The sequence below is a fragment of the Citrobacter pasteurii genome (assembly GCF_019047765.1).
Taxonomy (GTDB): Bacteria; Pseudomonadota; Gammaproteobacteria; order Enterobacterales; family Enterobacteriaceae; genus Citrobacter; species Citrobacter pasteurii.
The window spans coordinates 1,422,242-1,439,222 of record NZ_CP077262.1; the positions used below are offsets into that span (position 1 = coordinate 1,422,242).

At 49.2% G+C, this 16,981-nt stretch carries 13 protein-coding genes and 2 pseudogenes; 4 read left to right on the forward strand and 11 right to left on the reverse strand.

All coding sequences use genetic code 11. The annotated features are described in order from the left end of the window. Positions 1-64 precede the first annotated feature (64 nt). Together gshA and luxS are read left to right on the forward strand one after the other, a co-directional pair. Positions 65-1,624: a glutamate--cysteine ligase gene (gshA, locus tag I6L54_RS06930; RefSeq protein ID WP_005130535.1), complete on the forward strand. Its 1,560-nt coding sequence runs from the start codon at positions 65-67 to the stop codon at positions 1,622-1,624. Positions 1,625-1,773: 149 nt separating this feature from the next. After that, positions 1,774-2,289, forward strand: a complete 516-nt coding sequence (gene luxS / locus I6L54_RS06935) for an S-ribosylhomocysteine lyase (protein WP_005130532.1) — start codon at positions 1,774-1,776, stop codon at positions 2,287-2,289. Between the two features lie 175 nt (positions 2,290-2,464). On the opposite strand, the gene I6L54_RS06940 is transcribed toward luxS, so the two are convergent. The 4 genes and pseudogenes from I6L54_RS06940 to I6L54_RS06950 form a co-directional block, all read right to left on the reverse strand. After that, complete coding sequence (locus I6L54_RS06940) at positions 2,465-2,605, reverse strand: hypothetical protein (RefSeq protein WP_188232192.1); 141 nt, start codon at positions 2,603-2,605, stop codon at positions 2,465-2,467. Positions 2,606-2,793: 188 nt separating this feature from the next. Beyond that, positions 2,794-3,822, reverse strand: coding sequence for a pentapeptide repeat-containing protein (locus tag I6L54_RS06945; protein WP_052463766.1), 1,029 nt, complete (start codon positions 3,820-3,822; stop codon positions 2,794-2,796). A 178-nt stretch (positions 3,823-4,000) separates the two neighbouring features. After that, positions 4,001-4,136: pseudogene (locus I6L54_RS24240) on the reverse strand (hypothetical protein); the annotation flags it as partial. 51 nt (positions 4,137-4,187) lie between these two features. Beyond that, positions 4,188-4,748, reverse strand: a pseudogene (locus tag I6L54_RS06950) (IS4 family transposase); the annotation flags it as partial. A gap of 293 nt (positions 4,749-5,041) precedes the next feature. Here I6L54_RS06950 and I6L54_RS06955 point away from each other — a divergent pair. Together I6L54_RS06955 and I6L54_RS06960 are read left to right on the forward strand one after the other, a co-directional pair. Then, the gene (locus I6L54_RS06955) at positions 5,042-5,398 is read left to right on the forward strand and encodes a YuaE family lipoprotein (RefSeq protein WP_137378392.1); all 357 of its coding nucleotides are present in this window, start codon (positions 5,042-5,044) and stop codon (positions 5,396-5,398) included. Positions 5,399-6,060: 662 nt separating this feature from the next. Continuing rightward, on the forward strand, positions 6,061-9,816 hold the full coding sequence (locus tag I6L54_RS06960) for a hypothetical protein (RefSeq protein WP_217124638.1): 3,756 nt from the start codon (positions 6,061-6,063) through the stop codon (positions 9,814-9,816). 98 nt (positions 9,817-9,914) lie between these two features. On the opposite strand, the gene emrB is transcribed toward I6L54_RS06960, so the two are convergent. The 7 genes from emrB to proX all read right to left on the reverse strand — a co-directional run bounded on the left by emrB (position 9,915) and on the right by proX (position 16,950). Further along, entirely contained in the window at positions 9,915-11,453 is a 1,539-nt protein-coding gene (emrB, locus tag I6L54_RS06965) for a multidrug efflux MFS transporter permease subunit EmrB (protein WP_005122927.1), read from the reverse strand. Between the two features lie 16 nt (positions 11,454-11,469). After that, on the reverse strand, positions 11,470-12,642 hold the full coding sequence (gene emrA, locus I6L54_RS06970) for a multidrug efflux MFS transporter periplasmic adaptor subunit EmrA (protein WP_040233282.1): 1,173 nt from the start codon (positions 12,640-12,642) through the stop codon (positions 11,470-11,472). A gap of 130 nt (positions 12,643-12,772) precedes the next feature. Then, entirely contained in the window at positions 12,773-13,303 is a 531-nt protein-coding gene (gene mprA / locus I6L54_RS06975) for a transcriptional repressor MprA (RefSeq protein ID WP_005122929.1), read from the reverse strand. A 90-nt stretch (positions 13,304-13,393) separates the two neighbouring features. Then, a complete protein-coding gene (gene ygaH, locus I6L54_RS06980; RefSeq protein WP_040233284.1) occupies positions 13,394-13,729 on the reverse strand; it encodes an L-valine transporter subunit YgaH in 336 nt (111 codons plus the stop codon). After that, positions 13,719-14,456: an AzlC family ABC transporter permease gene (locus tag I6L54_RS06985; protein ID WP_005122932.1), complete on the reverse strand. Its 738-nt coding sequence runs from the start codon at positions 14,454-14,456 to the stop codon at positions 13,719-13,721. Before I6L54_RS06985 ends, ygaH begins: the two co-directional genes overlap by 11 nt. 122 nt (positions 14,457-14,578) lie before the next feature. Beyond that, entirely contained in the window at positions 14,579-15,763 is a 1,185-nt protein-coding gene (locus I6L54_RS06990) for an MFS transporter (protein WP_040233287.1), read from the reverse strand. A gap of 191 nt (positions 15,764-15,954) precedes the next feature. Beyond that, positions 15,955-16,950 carry a glycine betaine/L-proline ABC transporter substrate-binding protein ProX gene (proX, locus tag I6L54_RS06995; protein WP_005122935.1) on the reverse strand — a complete coding sequence of 332 codons (996 nt, stop codon included), beginning with the start codon at positions 16,948-16,950 and terminating at the stop codon, positions 15,955-15,957. Positions 16,951-16,981: the final 31 nt, after the last annotated feature.

A 16,981-nucleotide genomic window follows, 5' to 3' on the forward strand; every position in this document is an offset into this window, starting at 1 on the left:
TAACCTTCAGGGTGACCAATACCATTATGCTAATTAAAACGATTTTGACAGGCGGGAGGTCAATTTGATCCCGGACGTATCACAGGCGCTGGCCTGGCTGGAAAAACATCCTCATGCGTTAGAGGGGATTCAACGCGGGCTCGAGCGCGAAACGCTGCGTGTTAATGCTGATGGTTCATTGGCAACGACAGGCCATCCTGAAGTGTTAGGCTCAGCGCTAACGCATAAATGGATAACCACTGACTTTGCCGAAACACTGCTGGAGTTTATTACTCCACCGGGCGATGGCATTCACAAAATGCTCACGTTCATGCGCGATCTGCATCGCTATACTGCCAGGAATCTTGGCGATGAGCGTATGTGGCCGTTGAGCATGCCTTGCTATATTGCCGAAGGTCAGGATATCGAGCTGGCGCAGTACGGTACGTCGAATATCGGTCGTCTGAAAACCCTTTACCGTGAAGGCCTTAAAAACCGTTACGGCGCGTTGATGCAGACTATCTCCGGCGTACACTACAACTTCTCGTTGCCGATGGCTTTCTGGCAGGCGAAATGTGGCGTAACAGATGGCGATGAAGACGCTAAAGAAAAAGTGTCAGCAGGGTATTTCCGTCTGATCCGCAACTACTACCGTTTCGGGTGGGTGATCCCGTATCTGTTTGGCGCCTCACCCGCAATTTGTTCCTCCTTCCTGCAAGGAAAGCCGACAACGCTGCCGTTTGAAAAAACCGATTGTGGTATGTATTACCTGCCTTATGCCACGTCGCTGCGTCTGAGTGACCTGGGTTATACCAATAAGTCGCAAAGTAATCTCGGAATTACGTTTAACGATTTGCATGAGTATGTGGCAGGATTGAAGCGCGCGATTAAAACGCCTTCAGAGGAGTATGCGGCGATCGGTCTGGAGAAAGACGGTAAGCGCCTGCAAATCAACAGCAACGTTTTGCAGATCGAAAATGAACTGTATGCGCCAATTCGTCCGAAACGCGTGACTCGCAGCGGTGAAACGCCGTCTGATGCGCTTCTACGCGGCGGCATTGAGTACATCGAAGTGCGTTCGCTCGACATCAACCCATTCTCGCCAATCGGCGTAGATGAACAGCAGGTGCGCTTCCTCGATTTGTTCATGGTTTGGTGCGTTCTGGCTGATGCCCCGGAAATGAGTAGCGACGAGCTGCTGTGTACGCGTACTAACTGGAATCGCGTTATTCTGGAAGGGCGCAAGCCAGGCCTGACGTTAGGTATTGGTTGTGAAACGGCTCAGTTCCCATTGCCTAAAGTGGGTAAAGATCTGTTCCGTGATCTGAAACGTGTGGCGCAAACGCTGGACGGCATTCACGGGGGAGAGGAATATCAAAAAGTATGTGACGAACTGGTTGCCTGCTTTGATAATCCTGAGCTGACATTCTCAGCGCGGATCCTGCGGTCTATGATTGATACAGGTATCGGTGGCACGGGTAAAGCGTTGGGTGAAGCGTACCGTAACTTGTTGCGCGAAGAGCCGTTGGAACTGCTGCAGGAAGAAGAATTTATTGCTGAAAGTGTGGCTTCTAAGCGCCGTCAGCAGGAGATTGAAGCGGCAGATACTGAGCCGTTTGGTGTGTGGCTGGAAAAGCACGCCTGATACAAAAGAAAAAGGCCACTCGGGAGTGGCCAAAATTTCATCTCTGAAAACAGGGATGATGATAACAAATGCGCGTCTTTCATATACTCAGACTCGCCCCGGAACAAAGAGTTCAGAATATTTTAAAAAAATTTATCGGAGGTGGCTAAATGCCGTTGTTAGATAGTTTTACTGTCGATCACACCCGGATGGAAGCTCCTGCAGTCCGGGTTGCAAAAACGATGAACACCCCACATGGCGACGCTATCACCGTGTTTGATCTGCGTTTCTGCATTCCGAACAAAGAAGTGATGCCTGAGAAAGGTATTCATACGCTGGAACACTTGTTTGCTGGTTTTATGCGTAACCACCTGAATGGCAACGGTGTCGAGATTATCGATATTTCGCCAATGGGTTGCCGTACCGGCTTCTACATGAGCCTGATTGGAACGCCGGACGAACAACGCGTAGCTGATGCCTGGAAAGCGGCAATGGCAGATGTGTTGAAAGTGCAGGATCAGAATCAGATCCCGGAACTGAACGTCTACCAGTGCGGTACGTATCAGATGCACTCCCTCAGCGAAGCGCAGGACATTGCACGTCATATTCTGGAACGTGATGTTCGCGTTAACAGCAATGAAGAGCTGGCGCTGCCAAAAGACAAACTGCAGGAACTGCATATTTAGTTGTCATGCTGGATGGTGAAGGTCACGCTTCTCATCTGGTCTACAAATAATAGGCTCCAGCCGGTATAAAAAAGCCAGTTCAGATGAACTGGCTTTTTTTTATCAATGCGCGTGGCCATCGCACCTTTAAATGACATCGTCAGAATGTTGTTGTGAGCGCTATTGAATTTTATCTTTATTTTTTATTAAAAATAACATCAATTAATTTGCCAAACTCTCTATAAAAAGATGTATATTGTCCAAAGATTTCTACGTCTTCTAAGATTTCTGGGGTTATTACACTGACATTGGTACAATAGTCATGTTTTCCCATCATAATCTCACCTTTGTCCAGTATTTTACAATAACTCTCTTGGCTAGTGATGTTAAGGGATTCCAGATAATCTTTTAGATCCTTGATGAAATCCTTGTACTCTGTGGTCGTACTGAGTCCTCTCGAAAGTAGTGCCATTTTATCTGCATCAAAGTAACCGGATTTTACGGCTTCATTCCATTCATCTGGAGTTATTGTTCTGTAAAGGATTGAATCATTAGAATAATGTTTCCTGCGATTGAATATGAATCCATCATGAACACACCATGTTCTTCCAATGTCTTATTAAACAATTGTTGACACTCTGGTTTAGCCATGTGTTTAATGGATTCGAATAATTTACCATCCTTACTGGATCTATCGAAGTCATTTGTTTCGGACAACATTATCCCACTCAACATCTTACTCAACTTTTCTGCTGCGTCAAGCTGATTATGTTGACACTCTGGTTTAGCCATGTTCTTAGTGGATTCGAATAATTTATCATTCTTATTGAAGTTATTTGTTTCCAACAACATTATCTCACTCAACTTTTTTGCTGCTTCAAGCTGATTATCTTCGCTAAAATTGTCACGTATTAAACTAGTACCAAGTAGTTGCTCAGCTTCTATACTTGTTCTACTTAGATTTGCCCCGGAAAGGTCAGCATTACTCAAATCCAAATCGCTCATATCACGTCCGCTTAAATCTTCCCCTGATAGATCGAGGCATCCCGTATCAATATATTTTTGTCTGGCTTCTGATAGGTTGTATTCATCCAAAAAATATATGGTATTAAAATATCTGGCTCCTGATATGAACTGCGCTTCACTTAATTGTAATTCTAATGGTTCCGATACGTTTTCTTCACTAATCTTCAGTGAGTATGCTCCATCCGTGTCCTTAGTTATACATAGTTCATATTCACCTTGTAGCGATTTTTCTGACTCATCAATAGTGAATCTAATAGACATGTTGGAGTCGGAGTTATCAATAATACTGTTCAGTGTTTTTCGCGGGGATATATTCTCTGAAGCCAAAGAACGCGAGAGACTATTGATGACAGACTTAAGCCGCTTCTCTCCTGAGTCTTTAATTCCCAAAGTAAAAATGTACTTCAGACACTCGCCTACGCCATGCAGTTTAGTTGCTTCTTTGTGCAAAGTTTTATCACCTGGGCTCATTGCAGCGTTTACCAGTATATCCATATGTTTTTGTGCTAAAGCATTAATGTTGTCCATTGACATCTCCTTATTGATTGGTTTATCGCTAAGGCGATTCTCTTACTAAGAGACAACGAAAAATATCAAAAAATGCTCCGGTTTGGCATTAATTTATATTGAAGGCATCAATGAATTGAGCAAAATATAGATTCAATATCTATATTGGGTTTTGATTCTCAGTACCGACAAATCGCTATTAGTGTGCGCCGTCGCCACTCCCTGCACCGAATGGCGGTTTGGCAAACCGATACCAGGCCGAGTAGCACGAGGAAAATCCTTGCAGACATCCAGAAGATTTCGTTAGCAGAAATAATCAGCCCCTGGTGAGTAATGCCAGTCAGTTAAGCAACTGACTGGCTCTTTTTCGGGGCTGTGGTGTATTTCTATGGCTCCTCCTTCACCACCCTCTGGAAGATGCTTTCCCGTCTGGTTGGCAACTTCACCAGTGTCCCATACTTTCAGGATCGCGCATCAGTTCCGGTCTACGCCCCGGTGAAGCGCCCTGCAGCGTCACCAGCAGTCTCATTATCATTCCGCATGATTCTGAAAAGCTCAGCTGGTTTGGCCAGCATCCTTTCAGCTTTTCCGTCATTTTAATTATCTGATATCTCACCAGATAATAAGCCAGTAACACTCCCCACAGTACCTGCTCCGAAAGCTCTGGCTTTTTACTTCTCAGAGTCAGCCAGCTCAGTTGCATCGTTTGTTTTATCTCTCTGCAACCTGGGTCGATCTCCCTGAGATGGTTATACAGGTCCGCCATTTCCCCTCCGGGGTAGCGCATGGCGTCCGTCATCGATGTCAGTAGATGGCAGACTCTTCCTTTATACGCCGCGGTCAGCAGGCTGGTTGTCATCTTATTTCCCAGACCCGGCTACTTTTTTCGTGCCTTTACCCCGTTTTCTGATCTCTTTATACTGCGTTCCCTTTTTGAGAAGGAGCATCTACAGTCGGATTCCCGCCATATGTCTGGCGGGGGCACCTACTTTTTTCACTAATATTATTTATATATTATATTTTCATTTGGCTTATATTTATAATATTCACCTTTGTTATTTAATAGATTGATTGATTTGGTGATTACGTTCTTTTTTATTATCTGTTATTTTTTTTGTTTTTATATTTGTGTTTTTTGCCAGGCGTGATCTTGTTTTTATTTTTTTGTAATGATATTTTTCTTGAGATTTTTAGATGGCTGTTTTACTTATTATTCAATAATGATCAGGGATGTTAATGTATGGAACGTATGAATATTTCAAGGATTATCATTTGTGCATGTTTTCTAATGTCAGGTTGTGCAAAAAATATTCCTGATGTTGTAAAAAAACCACCCCAAGGGCAGGTGAGTTGTTATCAGAATATAAACGCATTGAAAGTGTTAGATAAAAAATCTTTTGATGTGTATAAAAAGCAATTTGATAAAATTAATGAATTATATGTCTTTTACAATAAGCAAAAGTCGCAGCTGGATAGTGAATCTGCGGAAATTATTAAACTCGAAGTTAATAGTAAGTTAATGGTAGTTTGCTCTCGTGTGCGCAATGCTGTATTTAACGTAATGAACCAACAGGCGAGTGAATTGGACAAACTATGAGAAAAATATCGCTGATTGCAGCTTCATGTTTCCTCATGTTGCTGTCTGATTCTGTTTTTTCAGAAGATTTCCTTTCCAAAGAACACTCTATGCTTTTAGAGAAGTTATCTGAGGATAAGGTTATCAGTAATAGTGGTATTCCCAATAGCGTAGTTATTGCAGAACCGACTACACAGATACGCGCGAATGACCTGCAGGGAAAAATTACAGCTCTGGAGAGAGTTAATCGTCTCCGGGAGGCGCAGTATCGTATCGCCCTCGAAAAAAATAAGGAGTTAAAGAGGAAGCTTGAAGCATCCTTTGCTGAAGGTGTCAATTCCCAGGACAAAAAAACAACCAATAAATCTATCGCTGTTGATGTTAAAAGTGAGTTAAATAACCAATCAATAATATTAAATAAAAAGATTTCTGGTCTTGAAAAAGAACTCGCGGATGTGACTAACCAGAAAGAAAAACTAGAGCAACAGACTGCAAAGTTGGCTGTTTTAGAAAAAGAAAAATATGATTTATCAAAACAATTAACGGTATTAGCGGCGAGTTCAAAAGAGGCACCTAAACAAAGATTTTTATTGGAACAGCAGACCAAAAAGCTTAGCTATTTGGAAACGGAAAAAGCAAAACTTTTAAAACAGAAAGTAAGTTCAGAGCAAAAAATAGCTCAGTTGGCATTGCTAGAAAAAGACAAAATTGCACTAGAGAAAGATAAAGCTGATCTGATTAAGCAGATAGCGGATCTGAACAAATCCGGCAGCGCTGATGCGTTGAAACAGAAATTAGCGCTGGGACAACAGACGGCTCAGCTGGCAGTGCTGGAGAAAGACAAAGCCACGCTGGCGAAGCAGATAGCCGATCTGAATAAATCCGCCAGCGCTGATACGGCGAGACTGGAAAAACAGACGGCTCAGCTGGCCGTGCTGGAGAAAGACAAAGTCACGCTGGCGAAGCAGATAGCCGATCTGAATAAATCCGCCAGCGCTGATACGGCGAGACTGGAAAAACAGACGGCTCAGCTGGCGGCACTGGAGAAAGACAAGGGCGTGCTGGCGAAGCAGATAGCCGATCTGAATAAATCCGCCAGCGCTGATACGGCGAGACTGGAAAAACAGACGGCTCAGCTGGCCGTGCTGGAGAAAGACAAAGTCACGCTGGCGAAGCAGATAGCCGATCTGAATAAATCCGCCAGCGCTGATACGGCGAGACTGGAAAAACAGACGGCTCAGCTGGCGGCACTGGAGAAAGACAAGGGCGTGCTGGCGAAGCAGATAGCCGACCTGAACAAATCCGGCAGCGCTGATGCGGCGAAACTGGAGAAACAGACGGCTCAGCTGGCGGCACTGGAGAAAGACAAGGGCGTGCTGACGAAGCAGATAGCCGACCTGAACAAATCCGGCAGCGCTGATGCGGCGAAACTGGAGAAACAGACGGCTCAGCTGGCGGCACTGGAGAAAGACAAGGGCGTGCTGGCGAAGCAGATAGCCGACCTGAACAAATCCGGCAGCGCTGATGCGGCGAGACTGGAAAAACAGACGGCTCAGCTGGCAGTGCTGGAGAAAGACAAAGTCACGCTGACGAAGCAGATAGCCGACCTGAATAAATCCGGCAGCGCTGATGCGGCGAAACTGGAGAAACAGACAGCTCAGCTGGCGGCACTGGAGAAAGACAAGGGCGTGCTGACGAAGCAGATAGCCGACCTGAACAAATCCGGCAGCGCTGATGCGGCGAAACTGGAGAAACAGACGGCTCAGCTGGCAGTGCTGGAGAAAGACAAAGTCACGCTGACGAAGCAGATAGCCGACCTGAATAAATCCGGCAGCGCTGATACGGCGAGACTGGAAAAACAGACAGCTCAGCTGGCGGCACTGGAGAAAGACAAGGGCGTGCTGGCGAAGCAGATAGCCGACCTGAACAAATCCGCCAGCGCTGATGCGGCGAGACTGGAAAAACAGACGGCTCAGCTGGCGGCACTGGAGAAAGACAAGGGCGTGCTGGCGAAGCAGATAGCCGACCTGAACAAATCCGGCAGCGCTGATGCGTTGAAACAGAAATTAGCGCTGGGACAACAGACGGCTCAGCTGGCAGTGCTGGAGAAAGACAAAGCCACGCTGGCGAAGCAGATAGCCGATCTGAATAAATCCGCCAGCGCTGATACGGCGAGACTGGAAAAACAGACGGCTCAGCTGGCGGCGCTGGAGAAAGACAAAGCCACGCTGGCGAAGCAGATAGCCGATCTGAATAAATCCGCCAGCGCTGATACGGCGAGACTGGAAAAACAGACGGCTCAGCTGGCGGCGCTGGAGAAAGACAAAGTCACGCTGACGAAGCAGATAGCCGACCTGAATAAATCCGGCAGCGCTGATGCGGCGAAACTGGAGAAACAGACAGCTCAGCTGGCGGCACTGGAGAAAGACAAGGGCGTGCTGGCGAAGCAGATAGCCGACCTGAACAAATCCGCCAGCGCTGATGCGGCGAGACTGGAAAAACAGACGGCTCAGCTGGCCGTGCTGGAGAAAGACAAAGTCACGCTGGCGAAGCAGATAGCCGACCTGAACAAATCCGCCAGCGCTGATACGGCGAGACTGGAAAAACAGACGGCTCAGCTGGCGGCACTGGAGAAAGACAAGGGCGTGCTGGCGAAGCAGATAGCCGACCTGAACAAATCCGCCAGCGCTGATGCGGCGAAACTGGAGAAACAGACGGCTCAACTGGCCGTGCTGGAGAAAGACAAAGCCACGCTGGCGAAGCAGATAGCCGATCTGAATAAATCCGCCAGCGCTGATACGGCGAGACTGGAAAAACAGACGGCTCAGCTGGCGGCGCTGGAGAAAGACAAGGGTGTGCTGACGAAGCAGATAGCAGACCTGAACAAATCCGGCAGCGCTGATGCGGCGAAACTGGAGAAACAGACGGCTCAGCTGGCGGCACTGGAGAAAGACAAAGCCACGCTGGCGAAGCAGGTAGCCGACCTGAATAAATCCGGCAGCGCTGATACGGCGAGACTGGAAAAACAGACGGCTCAGCTGGCGGCACTGGAGAAAGACAAGGGCGTGCTGACGAAGCAGATAGCAGACCTGAACAAATCCGGCAGCGCTGATGCGGCGAAACTGGAGAAACAGACGGCTCAGCTGGCGGCACTGGAGAAAGACAAGGGCGTGCTGGCGAAGCAGATAGCCGACCTGAACAAATCCGGCAGCGCTGATGCGGCGAAACTGGAGAAACAGACGGCTCAGCTGGCAGTGCTGGAGAAAGACAAAGCCACGCTGGCGAAGCAGATAGCCGACCTGAATAAATCCGGCAGCGCTGATGCGGCGAAACTGGAGAAACAGACGGCTCAGCTGGCGGCGCTGGAGAAAGACAAGGGTGTGCTGACGAAGCAGATAGCAGACCTGAACAAATCCGGCAGCGCTGATGCGGCGAAACTGGAGAAACAGACAGCTCAGCTGGCGGCACTGGAGAAAGACAAGGGCGTGCTGGCGAAGCAGATAGCCGACCTGAACAAATCCGGCAGCGCTGATGCGGCGAGACTGGAGAAACAGACGGCTCAACTGGCGGCACTGGAGAAAGACAAAGCTAAAGCAGCAGCAAAATCTACATTACTTGCTCAACAGGTTTTGAAGCTTGTCAACGTAATAGAAGATACGAAAAAAGTAAAAGAATATCTGGAATCTCAGAACGTCAGTTTGATCGCTCAGAATAGTGAGCAAAAATCAAATATGGTTAAAATGGCTGAGTCATTGCGAAATTCTGAGACTCTGTCAAAGTTAGTTGCGGAGGAAAGAAGGAAAAATATTGAACTTAATACCTTGATTTCTAGATTGAATGTTTCAATAGGTGAAAAATCATCGCGAATTGGCGTGCTTGAGCAAGAGTTGTCTAAAAATACTCAAAAAAATATTGAGCTTGAAGCATCAATACGACAGATGAATTTGAGTACCAGAAAGGCAGCTAACGTGCCAGAGAATGCCACACCTGGTGGTAATGCGGTTGTCAAAAAACCGTTATTGCAACAGCAACAAAACTCACAAACGATAATAACTTCGCCTTCTGTTAAAGAACAGTCAGAGGAATTGATGCGTTCAGTTAAGGCGATAAAAGGAGCTATTCAGCAATCCGATGGTGTTATTTATGTTGTGGAAAGCAAAGGCGCAAAGCGGAAAGCGAAGAAAAAAGATTATATACAGTTTGTAATGAAAGAAGAGGTTAGTACGGGCGCAGTTATATCAAATAATGTTAATATTAACAGCAAGGTTGATAAATTACCTGAATTACTTAGTAAGGCCGTTACTCTTGTAGGCACAAAGGGGCGCGTGAAAATATATATACCGCCTGATTTAGCATATGGTGGTAAGGGTATTCCCAATATTGCACCTTCAGGTATTGTTTCAATATTAACGGTAGATGTTACTGGCTTGAAGCCATAAGCATATTCCTCTTGCGGGTATGTAATATGGCACTTAAAAGCAGCAAAGATAATCTTTGCTGCTTTTTATATTATAAACTCTAATTAATTATTAACGTATTAGTGCGCGCCGCCGCCGCCACTGCCTGCACCGAATGGCGGTTTGGCAAACCATACCAGGCCGAGTAGCACGAGGAAAATCCCTGCAGACATCCAGAAGATTTCGTTAGCAGAAATAATCAGCCCCTGGTTGGTGATTTGCTGTGCCAGCCATCCGGAGGCCTGCTCCTTGCTCATTCCCAGCCCTTGCAACTGGTCATACATCGCCTGTGCATTAGGGTTGTAAGGGTTTACTGACTCCGTTAGTTGCGCATGGTGCAGCGACTCACGGCTAGTCCACATCGTTGTGGTGATCGATGTGCCAATAGAACCCGCCAGCGTTCGCGTAAAGTTAGACAGGCTCGATGCTGCCGCCATACGTTCAGGCGGTAAACCCGATAGCGTGATGGTGGTCAGTGGCATAAAGAAGCAGGCTACCGCGAACCCCTGAATAAACTGCGGCCAGGCCGATGCGCCAAAATCCATACCGGGTTCGAATGTCCACGCACGCCAGTAGAAACAGACGGCATACATGATGAAGCTGAAAGTGACCAGCCGACGCATATCCAGCTTGTGTGCGAAACGGCCGATAATCGGCGACAGGATCACCGGAATCACCCCAACCGGCGCAGACGCCAGACCTGCCCAGGTTGCCGTATATCCGTACACCTCCTGCAATAACTGCGGCAACAGAACGATTGCGCCGAAGTAGAGCATATAGGCCAGACTGATACACAGACAGCCGATGGTAAAGTTGCGCGACTTAAACAGCGAGAGATCGACAATGGGGTGCTCGTCGGTAAGCTCCCAGACGATGAGGAAGCTGATTGCCACCACGGCGACCACCGTCAGGATGATAATTTCCTGCGAGGCGAACCAGTCCAATTCTTTGCCGCGGTCGAGCATAATCTGCAAACTGCCGATACCAATGACCAGCAGTGCCAGACCAATGGCGTCGATACGCCGCTGCTCGGTTTTGGTTTCCCGACCTCGCAGGGTTTGCAACGTCATTAATACCACTACAGCACCGATTGGCACGTTGATGAAAAATATCCAGCCCCAGTGATAGTTGTCGCTGATATAGCCCCCAAGAATGGGGCCACATATCGGGGCAACAATCACCGTCATCGACCATAGCGCGAGGGCAATGGAGCGTTTGGCGGGAGGATAGTTATTCAGTAACAGGCTTTGCGAGAGCGGGATTAACGGACCGGCGACAATACCCTGAATGACGCGGAAGAAAATCAGCATGTTCAGGCTGGTGGACATCCCACATGCCCATGAGGCAATGACGAAGGCGATAGTTGACCACATGAATAGTCTTACTTCACCAACGCGTTTGGCCAGCCAGCCGGTGATCGGAATAGAGATAGCATTCGCCACCCCGAATGAGGTGATCACCCAGGTTCCCTGGCTCAGTGAAGAGCCGAGGTTCCCGGCGATAGTGGGGATCGCCACGTTAGCAATGGTGGAGTCCAGCACCTGCATGAATGTCGCCAGGGACAGCGCAATCGTCATAATGACGAGCTGCGCGCCTTCCAGCGGTTTTTGCTGTTGCATCACACGCACCTTTGAATTAGCCCGCGTTGGCCTGCACGATCTCTTCGATCATCTTATTGACCGGATCAAGGTTGATTTCACGTGCATTACTTTCTGATACTGGCGTCGTGCGGACCTGGCTTGCCAGGATCTGCCCGTCACGATTAGCGGTATCTACCGTAACCAATGTCGACAAACCAATACGCAGTGGATGTTGTGCCAGTTGCTGCGCATCCAGTTCGATACGTACCGGTAAACGCTGGACAACTTTGATCCAGTTACCGGTTGCGTTTTGCGCCGGCAGCAGGGAGAACGCGCTGCCCGTACCCATATCCAGGCCGACGACTTTCCCGGTGTATTTCACGTCATCGCCGTAAATATCACTGATAACGGTCGCCGGTTGACCAATACGCATGTGCGCCAGCTGTGTTTCTTTGAAGTTGGCATCCACCCACAGGTTAGTGGCCGGAACAACCGCCATCAGCGGCGTAGTCGGGCTAATTTGCGCGCCAGGCTGCACGGCACGACGGGAAACATAGCCGGTCATCGGGCTGACAATTTTGGTACGTTCCAGCGCCAGCCAGGCATTACGCACTTCGGTGGCAGCCTGTTGTACAGCAGGTTGATCTTCCAGCTTGCTGCCCAGAATCATTGCCTGATTCGCATTATATTGTTGGATTGCGACATCAAGCTGAGCCTGAGCGCTGGCGACGGCATCGCGGGCATGTTGCAGTTCTTCGCGGCCAATCAGGTTGGCATTACCCAGCGGGACACGGCGATTAAAGTCGCTTTGTGCCTGGGCCAGCGCAGTTCTCTGCACTTCAATGCTGGCCTGCAGTTGCTTGCTGTTGATCATCAACTGGTGCGTCTGGCGCACGCTGGACGCCAGCGCAGTTTTGGCTTTTTCAAATGCCTGCCTGGCATCTGTCTGATCGAGAGTGACCAGGACATCGCCCTGTTTTACAAAGTCAGTGTTATCAGCCCAGACTTTCGTCACGCTGCCTGATACCTGCGCCATAATTTGAACCTGGTTCCCTGCCACGTACGCATCGTCTGTCTCTTCGATATGACGCAGTACTAAAAACCAATAAATCCCATATGCCACGGCAATGATAATAAAGAGCAAGGTCAGCAGGAGCAGCATACTTTTACGTTTGCCATTCTTCTTGACCGGTTGCTGCGGGGTTTGAGTCTCCGCATTTGCGCTCATGTTGTTCTCCACGATCTTATTTTTTTTCACATCGGCTGAAGCCGACCTGTTTATCAGACAGGCCAGCAGTATGCGTGCTGGCCTGTCGGTTTTTCATTTATAAATCTGGATTTCTGAGCGAGTCAGCGCGTTAGCGCAGCGCTTCTAACACCGCGCCATCCTGCTCCATCTGATCAAGACGGGTCAGAAGTTTACGGGTGATATGCTCAAGTTGATCTTTTTCGGTGGTGCTGAGAGATGACCAAAGCTGATGAAGGCAGTTATGCTGAGGCGGTAATACCTCCTGCAAAAAAGCATGGCCTTTTTCGGTCAATTGCAGATGCAGACAGCGGCGATCGTTATCGCTTTCGCGGCGCTCGATCCAGCCACGCTTTTCTAACTCATCCGCGATACGGGTGGCGTTAGTCCGTGACGAGCCAAGTGCGCAACTCAGTTCAGAAGGCTGAATACTGTGGTTTTCCTGAGACTCCAGCGTAATCAACGCCATAAACAACGTCTCGTTAATCCCTTGAGCTTTCAGCATCTTATTGCGGTTTTCCAGCAGCTTGCCCTGCATATGCATGCAAAGACGAGTCAGAAGCACTTCCTGATAAGGGAACTCTTCGTAGCGGCTGGCGCGAAATTTTAGCATTTGTTCAATGGGCGTAAACGAACTATCCATTTGGGTATAACCTCATTAATTTCAGCCGATATAGTAACGACAGTGACAAATAAAGTAAATGTATTATTTATTTAAAATGATTATTTTAATCTATAAGACAAACGGCATTTTCCAGGCTAATCCATAGCCCAGGGCACTCAGTAAGGTCGGAATGATGATGCTGCGGGTCTTATAGAAGCTTGCACCCAGTACCACAAACCCCACCAGCGTAGGCACAAAACGACGGGCATCGTGCATCACTTCTGGCGCAGTAGACACCACCAGCAGGGCGCAAATTGATGCAATACCGATGGTGTCGAGTAATATTCCAGTGGCTCCGCGTTTTGTCGGGCGCACATTCCCCATTCGCAGACGCAGTGGTAAATAGCGAAAACAGTAATTGACGCAGCCGACCAGCAGGCCGAGCAGCAGAACCTCATAACTCATCAGGACCTCCCTGCCAGAACGACTGAATGAGCGCGGTCAGGCATCCGCAGACTATGCCTGCGAGGATGGCTGCCGGGATAGAAAACAGCGTCACGCCAGCCAGCGCACCGGCTAAAGCCGCCGTGACGCATAGCGTTTGATTACGCTGGAAAGAGGCCAGCAGAAAACTCATAAACAGCGCCGGGAGCATAAACCCCAGCGCCGCTTCTACCGCCGGGAATCCCTTCAGTAAACCAGTGCCGGAAAATGCGCCGATAACCGTACCAAGTACCCAGGAAGCCCAGGAGCATAGCGCGATGCCGATCATCCAGTTTTCACTCCAGCGCCGGTTATCCCGCACCAGCTTGGCCGTTGCCGCGGCAAAGACTTCGTCGGTGAGGCCAAAGGCCCATAGCGCGCTTTTAGGTTTGCTCAGCTGTCGGGCGATACGGCTGCGCAGAGAAGGGCCGTACAAAACATGGCGAACATCCATCGCCATGACGGTCAGAGCCGCGACCCACAGTGAGCTGCCTGCGGCGAGCATGGTTGTGATGACAAACTGGCTGGCGCCGGCGTAAATGATGCAGGAGAAAAAAACGCTTTCAACGGGAGTAAAGCCCAGGCGAGTCGCATTCATACCAAATGCAAATGCGACCGGAATATAACTGATAACTATCGGTAGGCTGTCTTTGAATCCTTCAGTTAACGTTGCAGAACGGGATTCAGACTGGGGAACAGGGCTTTCCATAGGATTATAGGCTTCATTACCGAAATTAAAATAACCTGGCTCAATGCGTTATAACCTTAGCAGACTGATGGGCTCCTTAACACCCTGAGGAGCCCAATCAAAGATAAACAGACGTTATACGCCTAATTTACGGCTTCCTGGCGGTGAAAACCTCGCCACCAGACCAGCAGGTTGAGTACGGCAACAGTCACACCTGCCAGACAAACGCCAGCCCAGCTGGCATGCTGCCAGGCTGAAGCTGAAATCAGTGAACCTGCCGCACCACCAATGAAATAGCTGGTCATGTATCCGGCAGTCAGGCGATTACGTGCGTCCGGGTGAATGCGATAGATAACGGTCTGGTTGGTGATATGTACCCCCTGAACGGTCAGATCCAGTACCAGAATACCGATAATCAGCATCGGCACTGAAGTATGTCCGAACCAGATAGCCAGCCAGGAGAACAACAGTAGCAGCAGGCCTGCGGTAGTCGTGAGGTGTGATTTACCCTTATCGGCAAAACCGCCCGCCGGACGAGCGCCTAACGCACCGGCGGCTCCGGCCAGACCGAACAGGCCAATCATCCCCTCTGAATAGTTAAACGGTGGTGCGGCGAGTAAAAATGCCATTGATGTCCAGAGGATACTGAAGTTGGCAAAGGTCAGGCAACCCAACATCGCGCGGGTGCGGAGTAATTTATCGTGGATAAACAGGCTAAACACAGAACCCAATAGCTGCGGGTAGTTAAGATGGGTCTCTGATTTCATCTTCGGCAAACCACGCCACAGGGCAATCGCCATCAACGCCATCAGTACTGAGGCCACCCAAAACACGGTGCGCCAGCCGCCGAGATTCGCCAGCAACCCTGCAACCGTTCGTGCCAGCAAAATCCCCAGCAACAGGCCGCTCATAATCGTACCAACGACTTTACCGCGCTTGTCAGGCGTGGCGAGCGTCGCCGCCAGCGGAACCAGGATCTGTGCCACAACTGAGAACAACCCGGTTAGCGCAGTGCCGAGGATCAGCATCCCCAGCGACTGGCTGCTGGCGGTAATCAACATGCCGCCTGCTGCGAGCAACGTCATGGAGACGATTAGCATCCGACGCTCAAACATATCGCCAAGCGGTACCAGAAACAGGAGCCCTGCAGCGTAGCCAAGCTGGGCTGCAGTGACGATAAAGCCCGCAGTACTGGCCGACAGCGAAAAGTTTCGCGCGATGGTGTCGAGCAGCGGCTGGGCGTAATAGTTACTGGCAACGGCGAGGCCGGTCGCCACAGACATTAATACAATCAGTGCCGGGCTAAGCCCGTGAGTGGGTTTGGTCATTGTTTTCAACTGAATAATGGGGTGCAGAAAACAATCATAACGGAAGTGATTAAATGTTGCTGATTTGTTGGGTGATGGATTGTGCGGTGAGGGAAGGGCGTGTAGGCCGGATAAGGCGCATCGCGCCACCATCCGGCATTGGTGTGGTTACTGGGCCTGATAGCGTTATGCTTATCAGGCCTGCGAGTGGGTTATTTCTGCGCAGCCAGCGCTTCTTTCACCCAGCCGTCGAACTGCTGCTGGTGGGCTTTGATCCAGCCGTCAACGTGGCCCTGAACGTCAGCTTCTGAGGCTTTACCATCATGCATCATTGCGTTCTGCGCATTGATATCTGCCAGTGGTAATTTCATGATGGCAAACAGTTTCGCCGCCGCCGGGTTTTTCTCCGCCCAGGCTTTATTAGCGACGATGTGCATGGTGTTTACCGGGAAGCCATAGTTCGCGCCGTTCGGCAGTTTGGTATCAATATCTTTCTGTTCACCTGGCAGAGAAGAGAACGGGACCTGTAGCCAGACGACATCTTTGCCCGGTTTCATCACGTCACTGACCCAGTATGGTGTCCAGGTGTAGTACAGGATCGGTTTGCCTTCTTTAAAGCGGGTAATGGTGTCAGCCATCATTGCTGCATAGTTACCGTGGCTGACCTCGACTGTTTTTTCCAGATCGAACGCTTTGTTCTGGTGGTTAATCACCGCTTCACAACCCCAGCCCGGCGAGCAACCCATCATGTCAGCTTTACCATCGCCGTTGGTATCAAAGATTTTGGCGATTTTCGGATCTTTTAGCTGGGCAATATTGGTGATTTTGTACTGCTCAGCGGTTTTCTTATCGATCAGATAACCCTGTGCAGCGCCTGTTACGAATACCCCCTCGCGATAGAATTTTTTATCTCCGCCTGCAGCGGCATACATATCATCATGTAGCGGCTGCCAGTTCACGGCGGTAAACGTCGCATCGCCAGAGGCAATAGAGGTATAGCCGACGTTGTAGTCGACTTCGCTTGTCTTATTTACGGTGTAGCCCAGTTTCTCCAGCGCACGGCTAACTAACTGCGTCTGGAAGGACTCTTCAGAGATGGTGCTCTGGATAGGTTGTACAGTGATGCCTTTGCCCGGCAGGTCAGAAGCGAAAGCGCTGGTGGAGACAAGGGTGGCAAACGCTGTGGCAATAATTACTTTCTGTCGCATCGTTGTTCCTTATTACACTTCATCCTGAATG

What these genes read in the sequence shown, in the direction of transcription:
- emrA (WP_040233282.1), bottom strand. Translation starts at nt 12,642, where the DNA reads ATGAGCGCAAATGCGGAGACTCAAACCCCGCAGCAACCGGTCAAGAAG.
- ygaH (WP_040233284.1), bottom strand. Translation starts at nt 13,729, where the DNA reads ATGAGTTATGAGGTTCTGCTGCTCGGCCTGCTGGTCGGCTGCGTCAAT.
- I6L54_RS06945 (WP_052463766.1), bottom strand. Translation starts at nt 3,822, where the DNA reads ATGGACAACATTAATGCTTTAGCACAAAAACATATGGATATACTGGTA.
- I6L54_RS06990 (WP_040233287.1), bottom strand. Translation starts at nt 15,763, where the DNA reads ATGACCAAACCCACTCACGGGCTTAGCCCGGCACTGATTGTATTAATG.
- emrB (WP_005122927.1), bottom strand. Translation starts at nt 11,453, where the DNA reads ATGCAACAGCAAAAACCGCTGGAAGGCGCGCAGCTCGTCATTATGACG.
- I6L54_RS06955 (WP_137378392.1), top strand. Translation starts at nt 5,042, where the DNA reads ATGGAACGTATGAATATTTCAAGGATTATCATTTGTGCATGTTTTCTA.
- luxS (WP_005130532.1), top strand. Translation starts at nt 1,774, where the DNA reads ATGCCGTTGTTAGATAGTTTTACTGTCGATCACACCCGGATGGAAGCT.
- proX (WP_005122935.1), bottom strand. Translation starts at nt 16,950, where the DNA reads ATGCGACAGAAAGTAATTATTGCCACAGCGTTTGCCACCCTTGTCTCC.
- I6L54_RS06985 (WP_005122932.1), bottom strand. Translation starts at nt 14,456, where the DNA reads ATGGAAAGCCCTGTTCCCCAGTCTGAATCCCGTTCTGCAACGTTAACT.
- I6L54_RS06940 (WP_188232192.1), bottom strand. Translation starts at nt 2,605, where the DNA reads ATGATGGGAAAACATGACTATTGTACCAATGTCAGTGTAATAACCCCA.
- mprA (WP_005122929.1), bottom strand. Translation starts at nt 13,303, where the DNA reads ATGGATAGTTCGTTTACGCCCATTGAACAAATGCTAAAATTTCGCGCC.